This window comes from Streptomyces albidicamelliae (assembly GCF_025642175.1).
Taxonomy (GTDB): Bacteria; Actinomycetota; Actinomycetes; order Streptomycetales; family Streptomycetaceae; genus Streptomyces; species Streptomyces albidocamelliae.
On record NZ_CP106795.1, the window covers coordinates 2,080,640 to 2,095,257 of the forward strand.

The window sequence follows — 14,618 nt, forward strand, 5'->3', positions numbered from 1 at the left end:
CGATCCACGGGCCCGCGACCGCCAGGGCCGCAGCACCGGACGAGCGCACACCCGAAGCCGCCGTCGAACCACCGGCCGGCGGTGCGCACCGGCGGCCGGCCGGGGCCGGTGGCCGGCCCCCTGTCCCCAGGTACGCGGCCTCTCTGCCGGCCCGGGCGAACCAACACGCCCCCACCCCCGAAGGCCCGACCGAGACCTCACGCCCGGCCACCCGTGGATCGACCGATCCACGGGCCCGCGACCGCCAGGGCCGCAGCGCCGGACAAGCACACACCCGAAGCCGCCGCGGACCACCGGCCGAACCCGCTGCCGATCGTCCGGTCCGGGTGTCGCAGCCGCACGCCCCGTCCCGGAGGCCGGGGCGGGGCGTGGTGTCGGGGTGTCGGGCGGGTCAGCCGATCTGCGTGCCCGTGGCCTTCAGGGCCGCGGTGACGGGCTGGAAGAAGGTCTCTCCGCCGGCGGTGCAGTCCCCGCTGCCGCCGGAGGTCAGGCCGACGGCGGCGTCGCCCGAGAAGAGCGCGCCGCCGCTGTCACCGGGCTCGGCGCACACGTCGGTCTGGATCAGGCCGCTGACCGAGCCCTCGGAGTAGTTGACCGTGGCGTTCAGGCCGGTGACCGTGCCGGAGTGCACCTTGGTCGTCGAACCGCTGCGGGTCACCTTCATGCCGACGGTGGCCTCGGCGGCGCCGCTGATCTTCTGGGAGGTGCCGTCGTAGAGGTCGACCTCGCTGGGGTGGTCCACCTGGGCCGTGTACTTGACCAGGCCGAAGTCGGTCCCCGGGAAGTGCGACTCCTCGTTCTTCCCGATCTGCTTGCCGCTGGAGTCCGTCCAGGTGGAGATGGCCTGGGTGCAGTGACCGGCGGTCAGGAAGAACGGCTGCCCGTCCTTGACCACGTTGAAGCCGAGCGAGCAGCGGCCGCCCGATCCGTTGATCGCGTCGCCACCGGCGATGAAGGGCTTGAACTTCCCCGTGGACCGCTTCAGTTCGGCCTTTGCGCCGAGACCGTCGACGACCTTGCTGAGCTTGTCCCACCCGGCGCCGGACACCGTACGGTCCGCGGTGACGACCACCTTGTTACTGACCGGGTCGGTCGCCCAGGAGGTGCCGGGGATGGTCGCGTCGGCCTTCAGCGTGGTGCGCGCGGCACCCAGTTCGGCGAGGGAGTTGGCGACGATTCTGGCCTTGGCCCCGGCCGCCTCGACGGTCTTCGCCGCGGTCTCGTCGAGTACGTTCACGACGAGACGCTTCGCCCGGGCGTCGTAGTAGCTGCCGGCCGAGTCGGCGCCGAGGTCACTGCCGAGGGTCGAGGCGAGCTTTCCGGCCGCCGGAGCGGACAGGATCCGCAGCTCCGGCGTGGACGGGGCGGGTTCGCTGGCGTTCGCATTCTGCAAGGTGACACCCGCGGCGACCAGTGCGGCCACAGCGCCGCCCGCCATGGCCGCGCGCCGCCCGGATATGCGTCGGTGCTTCAACTCGTGTCCTCCTGTGGGGGGTCGGCCGGTCGGGTTGTGGGGACCTGACGGGCCGGAAGGCTGGTTGACGGGCGCCTACTCTTCCTAACGGCACAGGGAGCACACAAGGTCGACTTCAGGACGCGCGCGGAGGCGGTGCGCACGCGCCGTCTCGCCATCAGGCCCTCGCGCACGCCTGGAAGTTCGCGCTGCAAACACTACGAGCGAGTAACCGCTCGGCGGACGGTGACCGTCACGCCTGGCCGAAAATCACCGCCCCCGGAGCGCACAACGGCGAGCCCCCGCACGCGGCACGGCGTGCGGGGGCCCGGTGAATCCGGAAGGGGAACCGTCAGGGAAGCGTGACCCCGTAGTAGCTCAGCGCCTCGGTCACCGGCTGGAAGAAGGTCGTGCCGCCGGAGCTGCAGTTGCCGCTGCCGCCGGAGGTCAGACCGTAGGCCGTGGACCCGGAGTAGAGGGGACCGCCGCTGTCGCCGCCCTCTGCGCACACGGTGGTCTGGATCAGGCCGTAGACGACGTCACCGCCGCCGTAGTTGACCGTGGCGTTCAGTGCCGTCACCCGGCCGCTGTGCGTGCCGGTGGTGGAACCGCGCCGGTAGACGGTCGTACCCACGGACGGGGTGGCCGCGCGGCTGATCGTCTGGCTGCCGACCGCGCTCGGGTGCGCCACCGAGGAGTTGGTGTACCGCACCAGCGCGAAGTCGTTGCCCGGGAAGCTGTAGCCGACGTTGGTGCCCAGCACCGTGGTGTGGCCCGAGTTGCTGTACCACGTGGAGGCGACCTCGCCGCAGTGACCCGCGGTCAGGAAGTAGTAGGTGCTGCCGCTGTGCACGTTGAAGCCGAGCGAGCAGCGGTAGGAGCCGCCGTAGATCGCGTCGCCGCCGGTGATCAGCTTGTTGAACTTGCCGGCCGTGTGCTTGATGGTGAGCGCGCCCGCGTTGCCGGCGGCCTGCTCCTTGATCTTGGCGATCTCGGCCTTGGACACCGTGCTGTCGACGGTGACGACGACGCGGTTGGTCTTGGCGTCCACCGCCCAGGCCGTACCGGGGACGTCGGCCTTGAGCACGGAGGCGCTCGCCGTGCTGAGCTGGGTGGCGCTGAACGTGTGGGCGTCGCTGGCGTTCGCGGTGGGGGCGGCGAACGCCGCCGCGGCCAGGAAGCCGGTGGCCACGGCGAGGAGCCGGGTCCGTCTAGCGGTGCCGCTGCGGGGAGTGGTGCGCTTGATCCTCACGTTTCGTTCCCTCCAAGGGAAGTCGGGGGCCCGCGTGGGGTCGGGGCCCGTGAGGCGCAGCCAGGGGCGCGGCTGGTTTCCGAACACGCATGCCCCTGACAAGCGCTGAGGGGGAGTATTCGGCCGAACGGCCGGTCGGCACAAGGGTGCCTTTCGGCCGTTGGACTTTGAACCATCTCGGTGCGTCCGCCCCGGCAAGCGCTTGCCCCCGGCTCCTTCCTGACGTCAGGTCAGCGCACGCTCCCCCGCGGTGACCGCCAGGTCCAGCGTGTTGCCGGGTGGCGGAAAAGGGCAGATGAAGTGCTCGGCGAAGGCGCACGGCGGGAGTTGGGCGGGAGTTGGGCCCGGTTGAAGTCGACCGTGGTGCGGCCGTCGCCGTCCGGCGCCGCGGGATGCAGGAACCGGAACCGGAAGCTGGTGACGCCGCTCGTGGCGTCGGCGAACACCGCCCACAGCCGCCCGTAGCCCTGCCGTGCCACCTGCAGCGTCCGTTCCCGCCCGGCGAGGGTGAAGGCGAGTTCGCCGGCGAGCGCGAGCCCGCGTTCCCGGCCGTCCGCGTGGCCGACCCGGACGGTACGGGGGCCGTCGTACGGCGTGTAGCACCCCGGCACCGACCAGCGGGGGTCGTAGGGGGTGGCCTCGACACCCCGGAAGGCACGGCGGGCCGCGGCTTCGGGGTCGTAGACCCGGACCCCCCAGACACCCTCACGGACCAGGACGAACAGCCGTTTGCGGCCGAGGGCGACGCGCGACGCGGCCTGTGGTCCGTCGTCGGCCGTGAGCGGGAGCCCGCCGGTGAAGGGCCGGCCGTCCACGGTGAGGCCGTCGGCTTCGGCGGCGGTGAGGACGACTCCCGCACCGTCCGTGGCCCAGATCCCGGGAATGTCCGGAAGTCGCCCCTCCGGATAATCCTCGATCCAGTGGGTCGCGGTCAGGGCGAGCGGTCCGTAGGGCGCGGAAACCGTTTCCACGCGCTGCTCGTGCCACCGCTTCCACGCGTCGGGCGCGTCCGTCGTCATGCCGTCATTCCTCTCATCGGTGTTCGGCCGTTCCCCGCGGGGCCGTCCGGTACGCCGGTGCGGCGAGGCCCAGGTGCTCGCGCAGGGTGCCGCCCGGGTAGAAGGTACGGAACAGGCCGCGGTGCTGGAGCAGCGCCACCGTGCCGTTGACCAGCCGCTCCAGATCGCGGCGCGGTTCGGCGGGCAGCAGGTGGAAACCGTCGGTGACACCGGCCGCGTGCCAGGAGCCGACCAGTTCGGCGAGGTCGACCGGGCCGCCGCGGTAGAGCGGGCCCCGCGTGGTGGGCCGCGGCCCCCCGCCGCCGTGTCCCGGTTCGGCCGCGTACTCGCCGTCGCCGAGATCCACCAGCAGGCTCACCAGCACCCGCAGTGCGTCCGGCCGCCGTCCGTGAACGGCCGCACGCGCGCGCAGTCCGTCTCGTACGGCGGCGGCGCGCGCCGGGGTCGCGGCACGGACCAGCGCCACGTCCGCGTGCAAGGCGGCACCGTTCCAGGTCCGCTCGTCGGTGGCGTCGACCACGCGGACGCAGTCGCCCGGCGCCGGACCGGGCAGCGGCGTGGGGCCGCGGTCCTGGAGGGCGGTGGCGGTGGAGCCGGCCGGGTGCGCCCGGTCGTGTCCGGGGAGCGGGCCGCCCGCCGGGGCCCGCACGACCTCGCCGCCCCACGGACCCGCCGCCGTGCCGTCGTCCCGTCCCGCCCACCACTCCTCCCACGGTCCCGCCGCCGAGCCGGTGGCCTCACCCGGCCCGAACCGCGCCGTCCCGTCCGGTGTCACGGCCCGGCGGCCGGACGGCCGGGCCTCCTCCGCGCCGCCGGACACGTCGACGCGCCAGCCGGCCCGCCCCCGGCCGACCCGGTCCAGGGCGGCCACGGCCGCCGGCACCCGGTACGGCGCCGTGGGGGTGGCGGTGAGGGTCGGGACCAGTCCGATCCGCCGGGTCGCGGGCGCCACCCGGCACAGCACCGCGAGGGCGTCGGGACCGGAGGGGTCCGGGGAGTCGTCCAGCGTGACGAAGTCCAGGCCGCCGCGCTCGGCGAGCCGGGCGAGTTCGACGTAGCTCCCGGCGTCGTGGACGTCCAGCTGGTCGAGGGCGGCGGCGAGGTGCAGCAGACTGCTCATGCGCCGCGCCTGCGCATGCCGCTCCGCGGTGACGGCCGCGAGCCGGCCATCCTCACAGCACCTTCGAGAGGAACGCCCGTGTCCGCTCCTCCCGCGGAGCGCCGAGCACCTCCTGCGGTGGGCCCTGTTCGACGATCCTCCCGTCGGCCGTGAACACGACGGTGTCGGCGATCTCCCGGGCGAACCCGATCTCGTGCGTGACGACGATCATCGTCGTGCCCCGGTCGGCCAGGTCCCGGACTGCGAGCACTTCGCCGGCCGGCTCGGGGTCGAGTGCCGAGGTCGGCTCGTGGAACAGCAGCAGCCGGGGCTCCAGCGCGAGCCCGGACAACTGCCGTGGACAGGCGCGCCGGCCCTGTCGGCGAGCCCGACGCGCGCCAGCAGCCGGCGCGCGCTCGCCTCGGCCTCCCTCCGCGGCCGATTCCGCCCGGACACGGGTGCCTCGACGACGTTGTCGAGGACCGTGAGGTGCGGGAAGAGGGGGAAGTTCTGGAAGACGAAACCGATCCGGGTGCGCTGTCGGAGCACCTGGCGCTCGGGGAGTTCGTACAAGGTCGATGCCCCTGAACACCTCGAGCGAGCCGAAGCTCTTGTGCACCGACCTGATGTCGACCATGACGGTCATCGCATGCGTGTCCTTTACGAGTTCGCGGAAGGGGGATGGCTCAGGCGGCGGCGCGTCCGGCCGCCCGGTCCCGTACGAAGGTCAGCACCGCCCGGGCGACGGCGTCGTTCTGCCGGAACGCGGGCCCGCCGGTGCGGGGCCGTGTGAAGGCGCCGGGGGTACGGGCGTCGGTGTACGGGCCGAGGGCGAAGCGCCGCGGGTGCGGGCGCCCGGCGCCGTCGAGGATCCGGCCGTCGCCGGGGTCGACCCGGAGCAGCCCGTCGGAGGTCTCGGCGGCGCCGTCGGCGTGCAGTTCGCGCAGCAGGCTGTCGCGGGCCCGCGACACGGTGGGCTCGGGCAGCCGGGCCTCGACCAGCGCGCGGGCCTCGACGTGGAAGTCCGGCACGGTGGGGCTGGTGGCCCGGAACAGCCCGTCCTCGGCGGTGACGGCCATGTCGGCGCCGACGAACCTGAGCAGGCCGGCCCGGGACAGCGCGAGCATCTGCCGCAGCCGGGGTCCGGGCGGACCGGAGGCCAGATAGCTGAAGAACCCGTGCCATCCGGTGCCGGTGTTCCCGAGCCGCACGAGCTGCCCGTAGACGGAGAGCAGCCCGAGGAAGACCCCCAGGTCGGCGCTGAACGCCGGATCGTGACGGCGGGCCAGGTCGTCCTCGATGTAGCCGCGCAGCCCTTCCTGGAACGCCTCGTGGGAGGTGTGGCGCACGCCGTCGAGCGGACGGTCGAGCGCGGCCAGGTCGAGCCGGTCGGCCGGGTCCGGTACGGCGGCGGCGATCAGCGCGCCCGCCTCGGCGGGTCCGCCGGTGCGCGCGTACCTCTCCTCGAAGGCGGTCCACGGCATCGCGGTGCGCTCGGGGTGGGCGGTGAACAGCCGGTGGTAGTGGGCGAACCCCAGCTCCTTCTCCACCAGGGGCCACACGTCGCGCCGGAAGTCGAACCCGTCCGGCCGGGCCAGCAGCCGGCGCACCTCGGCGGGGCCGAGAAAGCGGGGCAGCGGGGGCCGGTCGCCGGTCCAGTCGTAGCCGATCTTCGCGTGGTACGGCACCCCGCGCCGTGAGCCGACGTACAGCACGGGCTCCCGCCCGGAGGGGAGGTAGGTGTCCCCCTCGTACCGTCCGCCGCGTCCCTCGGTGAGCAGCACCATGAGGTCCACGAAGGCCAGCCCGAAGCCCCGCACCAGCACGGGCTCGCCGGCCCGCAGGACGGACAGGTCGCTGTCGGCGGTGAAGTCGGGCGGCAGGTGCACCAGGCCGTGCGCCCGGGCGTACGCCGCCAGCCCGGCCTGTGCCGGGTCCGGCTCGGCGTCCAGATGGCCGACGGCGAGGACGACCAGGTCGGCGTGGAGGGGGCGCGGGCGGTCCTCCAGCCACACCTGCTGGCGGCCCTCGGGCGAGCCGGTGATCCGCAGGGCGCGGCGGGGGTGGTGGTGGACGGTGACGCCGGGCGGCAGCTCGGCGCATGCCCGTTCGTGGACCCAGCGCAGATAGCGGCCCTGGAGCCGCCGGTCGGCGAAGGTGCGGCCGCCCAGTGCGGCCCACTCGTGCAGGGTGGGGCCCTCGCGCACCGGGCCGTCCATCAGCACGGTGTCGTCGGTGAACATGGTGACGTCCTCGGCGTGCGAGTTCATCCACAGCAGCGGCGACTGGGCCTCGCGCCAGATGCGCCCGCTGCCCGGCGGGTGCGGGTCGACCAGGTGGATGTCGAGGCCGGTACCGGCGTACAGCTCGGGGGCGTTGGCGGCGAGGCGTTCGAGAATGCCGGTCCCCCGCGGACCGGCTCCCACGATCACCAGCTGGGGCCTCATCGCGCGTCCCCCGTGCCGCTGAGCAGGGAGGTGACGACGGCGTACCAGAGGGTCGCGACCATCAGCAGCGGTGCGGTGGGGACTTGGGCGAGGGTGTCGGATGACATGCGAAGGCTCCGTGACAGGAAGAGTCAGGGGGTGGTGCCTTCACACGGGCGCGCCCAGCGGGGCGGGACACGGCCGAGCCCCTCAGCAGGGCCGTGCGCCGAGAGTACGCGTCCGTTTCGGTGCGCTGTCAAGGATGTCCATACTGTGAGCCGTACGTCTCAGGTCGGTTGACGGGCCATCGGATGCCTGTTCCACTTGGCCCATGCATCCGCAGCAGTGGCTGGTCACCCGCTCCCACATCGACTTCGGTCGCGTGTGGTCCTCCTCCTGTTGAGCCGACCCCCTGCGCGCCCCCGCCTCGCGGCGGGTGTCCTCGCGTTCTCCCGTGTTCCGCCACGCCTTCACACGCGCACCCCTCCCCTCGCCTTTCCTTCCTCGCGTTGCCTCACGTCCTTCTGCTCCAGGAGACCGCTTCCCGATGCGTACGGCACCCCGCCCGGCACCACCTACCTGTCCGACGGCCGGACCCTCCCAGCGATGTCGTGATGTCCACGATCAACGGCCTGCGGTACGCCCTCGCCCACCAGCCGGGCCTGAAGTGCCTCAACGGATCCTGAAGAAGTGGGGCACGTCCGGGTCCGCGCTCACCACGTCCCGCGTCTCCCCGCCGGAGCTGAGGGACTGAGGAACCGGAAGGCCGGGCGCGCCTCAGATCCCGCAGTCACAGCACGAGCAGCATTCACAGCACTCGCAGCACTGGCAGGCCTCGCAGCACGAGCAGTCGCAGTTGCCGCAGCAGCCCTCACGCTTCTTGCGGGACCACGGCCCCTCGTACTCGTCGGCGCAGCAGACCTTGCAGGTGCAGCACAGTCCGATGGCGGCCGCGCACCCGGCCCAGAAGCCCCGCTTGTCCGGGCGCGGCGGCTCGCCGCCGAAGGGTGCGCCGTAGGGGTTGCCCGGCGCCGGGGGCGCGTGATGGCCCGGGGGCGGTCCGAAGGAGGCCTCGGGTCCGTGTCCGCACGCCCCCGTGCCGAACGCCCGGTCGACGGAGCGCCGGAGCTCGTGGACCAGGAGGAGATGGACGAGCTTCCCGTCGCTGAACTCGGCGTCCCGCAGCGCCAGCCGCATGCCGTGCAGGGCGTCGTCGGCGAGCCGGCGCGCCTCGGTCAGGGAGGTGCCGGTCGCGGTGAGCGGGTTCCACGCGCCCGACAGCGCGTCGGCCCCCTGGTCCTCGACGGCGTCCAGCAGGTGGGCGAGCCGGCCGAAGAGCCGCCCGGCCTCCGCGAGGGGCCGCGCGTTCCCCGGCCGTCCGGCGAGCACCGCGGTGTGCGCGAAGGCGGCGGCGGTCGCGGTCTCGGTGGGCTCGGTGACCGTCAGGATCGGGGTGCCGGGACCGGCGAGCGTCTCGATGCCGAGCTGCCGGTCGACCGCGTCGACGAGGACGCCGGTGTCGAACCCGACCGCGGCTGCGCTGTGCGCGCCCGCGCGACCCCAGCCGGCGGCGACCCGGCGCGCGGCGGCGGCTACGGGCCTGCGCGCCAGCAGGCCGTCACGGTCGGCGACATGGTCGCGCACCTTCGCCGAGGCGAGCACCAGCGAGACGGCGGCGGCGAGCCGCGCGCCCTCGCCCTGGGCGACGGAGGCCGTGCGCATCCCGCGCAGGGCGCAGGGCCCGGCCGTGCGCCGGGAGCCGGCCGTCGTCCCGGCCTGAGCCTCCGTCAGAACCGATATGAGCAGCCCGTCATAGTTCGTCACGATCCGTGCGAACTGTCCGTGGTCGCGGCGCAGTGCGAGGCAGAGCCCGCACAAGTGCGCCATCCACTGGTCCTTGAGGTGCTCCCCGAGCCGGTGGGAGCAGGGCCTGACGATTCCGAACACTTCGATCCCCCGTGCCGTGCCACGACGTTGAGCTCGGCATCGTATCGGCCGACTGTCGGGTCGTATCAGCGCCCTCGTTCACCCGTACGCCCCGCGCGTCACCCATCCGCCCCTGACAATCATATTTCACTCACAGTCAGCATCCGTATGAGTCTCAGCCCTTGGGGCACAAGGACTCTCGACGGATCCGCTGTGCACCAGTACCGTCACAAACCCCCCGCGCGGCGTCTATCCACTTGGCGCACCGTCCGCATCATGGATGACCATAGGGATGCGGAAAGCAAGACCGCTGTGAGAGGAGGCGTCCATGGGATCGGTACGCAAGGCGAGTGCGTGGCTCGGCCTCGTCGACGACAACGATGACGAGCGTTACTACGACGACGACTACTCCGAGGGCACCGAGTCCGGGGCCGCCTGGGTCACCGACCCCCGGGTGAAGGTGGCCACGGACACGGCCGAGGAGAAGGGGCGCAGGATCGGCACGGTGACCCCGGACAGCTTCCGGGACGCCCGCGCCATCGGCGAGCTGTTCCGGGACGGGGTCCCGGTCATCATGAACCTCACGGCGATGGAGCCCGCCGACGCCAAGCGCGTCGTGGACTTCGCCGCGGGGCTGACCTTCGGCCTGCGGGGCACGATCGAGCGGGTCGCCAACCGGGTCTTCCTGCTGACGCCCTCCAACACGGAGATCATCAGCGGCGACCCGGCGTCACGCCGTGAGGACGGATTCTTCAACCAGAGCTGAGGCAGGGCCGCCCGCCGGCCCTGTCTCCCCCCGGGGGCTCACCGGAAGGCGTCGAGCCCGGTGAGCGCCTTGCCCAGCACCAGCTGGTGCATCTCGACGGTGCCCTCGTAGGTGAGCACCGATTCGAGGTTGGTCGCGTGCCGCATCACGGGGTATTCGAGGGAGATCCCGTTGGCACCGAGGATCGTCCGCGCCGTCCGGCAGATCTCGATGGCCTCGCGGACGTTGTTGAGCTTGCCGAAGCTGACCTGCTCGGGACGCAGGCGGCCGGCGTCCATCCGCCGCCCCAGATGATGGGCGAGCAGGATCCCCTTGTGCAGTTCGACCGCCATGTCGGCGAGCTTGGCCTGGGTGAGCTGGAAGCCGCCGATGGGCCGCCCGAACTGTTCGCGCGTCTTCGCGTACTCCACGGCCGCCTCGAAGCTGCTGCGCGCGGCGCCCATCGCGCCCCAGACGATGCCGTAGCGGGCGTGCGACAGACAGCTGAGCGGTCCGCGCAGTCCGGTGACCTCCGGCAGCACGGCGGTGGCGGGCAGGCGTACGTCGTCGAGGACGAGTTCGCTGGTGACGGAGGCGCGCAGGGACCACTTGTGCTTGATCTCGGGCGCCGAGAAGCCCGGCCGGTCGGTGGGTACGGCGAAGCCCCGCACGCCCTCCTCGGTCTGCGCCCAGACCACGGCCACCCCGGCGACCGAGCCGTTGGTGATCCACATCTTGCGGCCGTTGAGCACCCAGTCGTCGCCGTCGCGCTTGGCGTACGTGCGCATGGCGGCGGGGTCGGAGCCGTGGTCGGGCTCGGTCAGGCCGAAGCAGCCGATAACCTCGCCGGCCGCCATGCGGGGCAGCCACTCCTGCTTCTGCTCCTCGCTGCCGAACCGGTGGATCGCGTACATGGCGAGGGAGCCCTGCACCGAGACCAGGGAGCGGATCCCCGAGTCGGCGGCCTCCAGCTCCAGGCAGGCCAGACCGTACTGCACGGCCGACGCGCCCGCGCAGCCGTAACCGGTGAGGGACATGCCGAGCGCGCCGAGGGCGCCGAGCTCCCGGGCGAGCTCGCGGATCTGCGGCAGCTCGCCCTTCTCGTACCAGTCGGCGACGTACGGCAGCACGCGGTCGGCGGCCCAGCTGCGGACGGTGTCCCGGACGGCCAGGTCCTCCGGGTCCAGCAGGTCGTCGATCCCGAGCGGGTCGGCGGCATCGAACGGGGGCAGCTTCGCGGACGCGGACATGGAACACCCTCCGGGACACGGGAACTCATCAAAAACTAGCAGCGCTAGTTACGGCACTCCGGCCGACGTTACGGTGCAGTGTCCCGCACGTCCAGAGGGGGTCAGGCGGAGACCCGCGGCTTCTCGGCCGCCCGCTCCGCCTCCCGGGGCGCCGGCAGTCCCACCTCGGCCGCGGCCTGCTCCTCGCCGCACTGCATGGTCCGCGGCAGCCGCAGCGCCATCACCGCGCCCAGCAGCAGCAGAACCGCGCTCACCAGGAGCGTCACATGGAGCCCGTGCACGAAGGAGTCCCGCGCCGCCCGGCGCAGCGCGGCCCCGGCCGATCCGCCGAGGCGCCCGGCGATCTCGTAGGCCTCGCCGAGCGAGTGGCCCGCCGCGGCCGACGCGTGCCGCGGCACGCCCGGCACCGACCGCAACCCCGGCGCGTACGCCGCGTTCATCACACTGCCGAGCAGCGCGATGCCGATGCCGGCGCCCAGCTGGTACGACGTCTCGCCGATGGCCGCCGCGCCGCCGGCCTGCTCGGACGGGGCCTCGCTGAGCATCGACTCGTAGGCGCCGAAGAGGGTGGTCTCCAGGCCGAAGCCCAGCAGCACGAAGCCGGCCAGCAGCAGTGCGGTGTTGTCGGTGGCGCCCATCGCCGTCAGGGTCAGCACCGCGGCGGCCGTCAGGCAGAAGCCGAGGCACACCATCCGGCGCGGTCCGAAGCGGCGCAGCATCCGCGCGCCCGCCAGTCCCGCCCCCATCGCGGCGACGGTCAGCGGCAGCAGCCGCAGGCCCGTCTCCAGGGGCGAGAGGCCGAGCACCAGTTGCAGGTACTGGGCGGCGATCAGCTCCAGACCGACCAGCGCCAGCATGGCCAGCACGATGCAGCCCACGGAGGTGCTGAACGCGGGCCGGCGGAACATCCGCAGGTCCACCAGCGGATGGGGGCGCCGGCGCTGCCGCCGTACGAAGAGAAGGAGGAGGGCCGCGCCGCCCAGCAGGGGCAGCAGGGTGAAGGGGCTCAGCACCGCCTCGCCGCCGCCGACCCGCTTGACCCCGAGGACGGCACCGAAGAGGCCGGCCGCCGCCATCAGCGCGCCGGTCACGTCCCAGGGGCCGCGCCCGTCGCCGCGGGACTCGGGCAGCAGGATCCGGCCCACCGGCAGACTGACCAGCATCAGGGGGATGTTCACCAGGAACACCGCGCCCCACCAGAAGTGCTCCAGCAGGAAGCCGCCGAGCAGCGGTCCGACCGCCGCGCCGACGGCGGCGACCGCGCTCCAGATGCCGATCGCGAGCGCGCGCTCGCGCCGGTCGGGGAAGACCTGCCGCAGGATGGACAGGGTCGCGGGCATGATCATCGCGCCGCCGACGCCGAGCAGCGCGCGGGCGAGGATCAGCGTCTCGGCGGTCGGCGCGAAGGCGGCGACGGCGGAGGCGACACCGAAGAGGGAGTAGCCGAGCAGCAGGATCCGTCTGCGGCCGACGCGGTCGCCGAGGGTGCCGAAGAGGATCAGCAGGGAGGCGCACACCAGGGGGTAGACGTCGACGATCCAGAGCAGTTCCACGGCGCCGGGTCTGAGGTCCTCGGTGACGGCGGGGACCGCCACGTGCAGCACCGTCGCGTCGAGGGCGACGAGCAGCAGGCTCACACAGAGGACGACGAGGACGACCCAGCGGTTGGCACCGGCCCCGGCCGTCCGACGGCGCGGCCGTACGGCAGCCGTGGTCGTCCCGGACATGTACGTACCTCCCAGATGATCCCTCGCGTGGGGCGGAGCGACGGGGTGGGGACTCCCTGTCGTACGGCCGGAGAGGAGCGGGGTCTCCGGCCCGCGCAAACCCACGCGGGTGACTCGTCAGCGTACGCGAGTTCACCGCCCGGTCACGTGGCGGACCTCTCACACGCTCAACGGAACCCGTGTGGCGTACGCCACACCGTCTCCTCTTGACCACGACCCGGTGAACCGTCCGGTTCCCCCGCCTGTCGATAATCGAGCCCGTGACCGACCTTGAGACGCGCGTGGCACCGGCCCACGCCCCCCTCCTGCGCCGGGCGGCCCCCGCCCTCCTGGGCTACGCGGCGGTCCGCGTCCTGGGGCTGCTCGTGCTGGCGGTGTGGAGTGCCGCGCGCGGCAAGAGCGCGTCCACCTTGCTCACCGCACGCTGGGACTCCCTCTGGTACACGCGGGTCGCCGAGCGGGGATACGGCTACGAGGTGCGGCTGCCGAACGGCGACGTCCACTCCAACCTCGCGTTCTTCCCGCTGCTGCCGTGGCTGGAGCGGCTGCTGCACGCGGTCGCCCCGCTGTCGTACGCGGACGCGGGCCTCGTCGTCGCCCTGCTCTCCTCGCTGGCCGCGGCGGCCGGGATCTTCGCCGTCGCCGACCTGGTGTACGGACGGCGGGCCGGGGTCTGCGCGGTGCTGCTGTGGGCGGTGCTGCCGGTCGGGATCGTGCAGTCGATGGCGTACAGCGAGTCGCTGTTCACGGCGCTGGCGGCCTGGTCGCTGTACGCGCTGCTGACCGGGCGGTGGGTCGGCGCGGGGCTGCTGGCGGCGTTCGCCGGGCTGACCCGGCCGGTGGGCGTGGCGGTGGTCGCGGCGGTATGGGTCGCGGGGGCGCTCTCCTTCGTGCGGGACCGAAGCGCGAGTGCATCGCACGGCGCGCGCGGCGACGAACACGCCTCGGCGCAGGAGCACTGCGCACACGCGGGGCGCGATCAGGTAACTGACGGCGCGCAGGAGACGCCCCACGCCCCCCGCGCACATGCGACCCCTTCACCCACTTCTGACGCAAGTACCGCATACACCCCATCTGTCACACGAGCCCCCTCGCCCGCCCCCGGCGCACGGACCTCTGCGCACCCCTCCCGTACGCGCCGCGCGCTGGGCATGGCGCTCGCCCCGCTCGGTGCCGCGGGGTACGTCCTCTGGGTGGGCCGGCACACCGGCAGGGGCCCGCTCGGATACCTGGACGTCCAGGCCGGATGGCGCAACGGGTTCGACGGGGGGTACGCGTTCGCCCGATTCGTTGCCGACAAGTTCACGTCATTCCCGTCCGCCCTCGCCGGCGCCGGCCTGATCATCGGTGTCGCCCTGCTGATCTGGCTGTACGTCAAGGGTGTCCGCGCCCGTCAGCCCGTCGAACTCCTGGTGTACACCGGTGTCGTGCTCGCGCTCGCCCTGTGCGCGTCCAGCTACTTCGGCTCCAAGCCCCGGCTGCTGCTGCCCGCCTTCCCGGTGCTGCTGCCGCTCGCCTGCGCCCTGGCCCGGCTCCGCACCTCCCGATCGACGCTGGTCACGGCCGGGGTGGCGGTCGCCTCGGCGGTCTACGGGGCGTTCTGGCTGAACGGCTCCGGTCCGCCGTGATCCACTCCCCCGGACGATGACGTCCCGGAGAATTCCGCACCAGGTCCGGGTTAACGCATTCATAAGCGCCATATAAACAACACCCGGCATGAT

The 14,618-nt window shown here is 72.9% G+C and carries 9 protein-coding genes and 3 pseudogenes; 3 read left to right on the forward strand and 9 right to left on the reverse strand.

Annotated features, from left to right (window positions below; genetic code table 11):
* Positions 1-391: 391 nt before the first annotated feature.
* The 6 genes and pseudogenes from N8I86_RS09695 to N8I86_RS09720 all read right to left on the reverse strand — a co-directional run bounded on the left by N8I86_RS09695 (position 392) and on the right by N8I86_RS09720 (position 7,270).
* Positions 392-1,474 carry a S1 family peptidase gene (locus N8I86_RS09695; RefSeq protein WP_263277592.1) on the reverse strand — a complete coding sequence of 361 codons (1,083 nt, stop codon included), beginning with the start codon at positions 1,472-1,474 and terminating at the stop codon, positions 392-394.
* A gap of 331 nt (positions 1,475-1,805) precedes the next feature.
* Positions 1,806-2,705: a S1 family peptidase gene (locus N8I86_RS09700; protein ID WP_073899910.1), complete on the reverse strand. Its 900-nt coding sequence runs from the start codon at positions 2,703-2,705 to the stop codon at positions 1,806-1,808.
* A gap of 225 nt (positions 2,706-2,930) precedes the next feature.
* Positions 2,931-3,724 (reverse strand): annotated as a pseudogene (locus N8I86_RS09705) (DUF1684 domain-containing protein).
* Between the two features lie 13 nt (positions 3,725-3,737).
* The gene (locus N8I86_RS09710; protein WP_263277593.1) at positions 3,738-4,844 is read right to left on the reverse strand and encodes an LLM class flavin-dependent oxidoreductase; all 1,107 of its coding nucleotides are present in this window, start codon (positions 4,842-4,844) and stop codon (positions 3,738-3,740) included.
* Between the two features lie 52 nt (positions 4,845-4,896).
* A pseudogene (locus N8I86_RS09715) lies at positions 4,897-5,469 on the reverse strand (amino acid ABC transporter ATP-binding protein).
* A gap of 40 nt (positions 5,470-5,509) precedes the next feature.
* Positions 5,510-7,270, reverse strand: coding sequence for an FAD/NAD(P)-binding protein (locus tag N8I86_RS09720; protein WP_263277594.1), 1,761 nt, complete (start codon positions 7,268-7,270; stop codon positions 5,510-5,512).
* A 581-nt stretch (positions 7,271-7,851) separates the two neighbouring features.
* Between N8I86_RS09720 and N8I86_RS09725 the strand changes: the two are divergent.
* Positions 7,852-8,003: pseudogene (locus tag N8I86_RS09725) on the forward strand (ABC transporter substrate-binding protein); the annotation flags it as partial.
* A 23-nt stretch (positions 8,004-8,026) separates the two neighbouring features.
* On the opposite strand, the gene N8I86_RS09730 reads toward N8I86_RS09725, so the two are convergent.
* Positions 8,027-9,196: a DUF5685 family protein gene (locus tag N8I86_RS09730; RefSeq protein ID WP_263277595.1), complete on the reverse strand. Its 1,170-nt coding sequence runs from the start codon at positions 9,194-9,196 to the stop codon at positions 8,027-8,029.
* Positions 9,197-9,503: 307 nt separating this feature from the next.
* Here N8I86_RS09730 and N8I86_RS09735 point away from each other — a divergent pair, with 307 nt between their 5' ends.
* Positions 9,504-9,941, forward strand: coding sequence for a cell division protein SepF (locus N8I86_RS09735; RefSeq protein WP_073899920.1), 438 nt, complete (start codon positions 9,504-9,506; stop codon positions 9,939-9,941).
* Positions 9,942-9,979: 38 nt separating this feature from the next.
* Here the strand turns inward: N8I86_RS09735 and N8I86_RS09740 are convergent, their stop codons facing one another.
* Both N8I86_RS09740 and N8I86_RS09745 read right to left on the reverse strand, forming a co-directional pair.
* Complete coding sequence (locus tag N8I86_RS09740) at positions 9,980-11,170, reverse strand: acyl-CoA dehydrogenase family protein (protein WP_073899922.1); 1,191 nt, start codon at positions 11,168-11,170, stop codon at positions 9,980-9,982.
* Positions 11,171-11,271: 101 nt separating this feature from the next.
* Positions 11,272-12,897: an MFS transporter gene (locus tag N8I86_RS09745; protein WP_123438378.1), complete on the reverse strand. Its 1,626-nt coding sequence runs from the start codon at positions 12,895-12,897 to the stop codon at positions 11,272-11,274.
* 260 nt (positions 12,898-13,157) lie between these two features.
* Here N8I86_RS09745 and N8I86_RS09750 point away from each other — a divergent pair, with 260 nt between their 5' ends.
* Positions 13,158-14,525 (forward strand): mannosyltransferase family protein, encoded by a 1,368-nt coding sequence (locus tag N8I86_RS09750; protein WP_263277596.1) that lies wholly within the window; start codon positions 13,158-13,160, stop codon positions 14,523-14,525.
* Positions 14,526-14,618 lie beyond the last annotated feature (93 nt).

Excerpts from the sequence above, each read along its gene's own strand:
- N8I86_RS09710 (WP_263277593.1), bottom strand. The coding sequence starts at position 4,844 with ATGAGCAGTCTGCTGCACCTCGCCGCCGCCCTCGACCAGCTGGACGTC.
- N8I86_RS09720 (WP_263277594.1), bottom strand. The coding sequence starts at position 7,270 with ATGAGGCCCCAGCTGGTGATCGTGGGAGCCGGTCCGCGGGGGACCGGC.
- N8I86_RS09735 (WP_073899920.1), top strand. The coding sequence starts at position 9,504 with ATGGGATCGGTACGCAAGGCGAGTGCGTGGCTCGGCCTCGTCGACGAC.
- N8I86_RS09740 (WP_073899922.1), bottom strand. The coding sequence starts at position 11,170 with ATGTCCGCGTCCGCGAAGCTGCCCCCGTTCGATGCCGCCGACCCGCTC.
- N8I86_RS09745 (WP_123438378.1), bottom strand. The coding sequence starts at position 12,897 with ATGTCCGGGACGACCACGGCTGCCGTACGGCCGCGCCGTCGGACGGCC.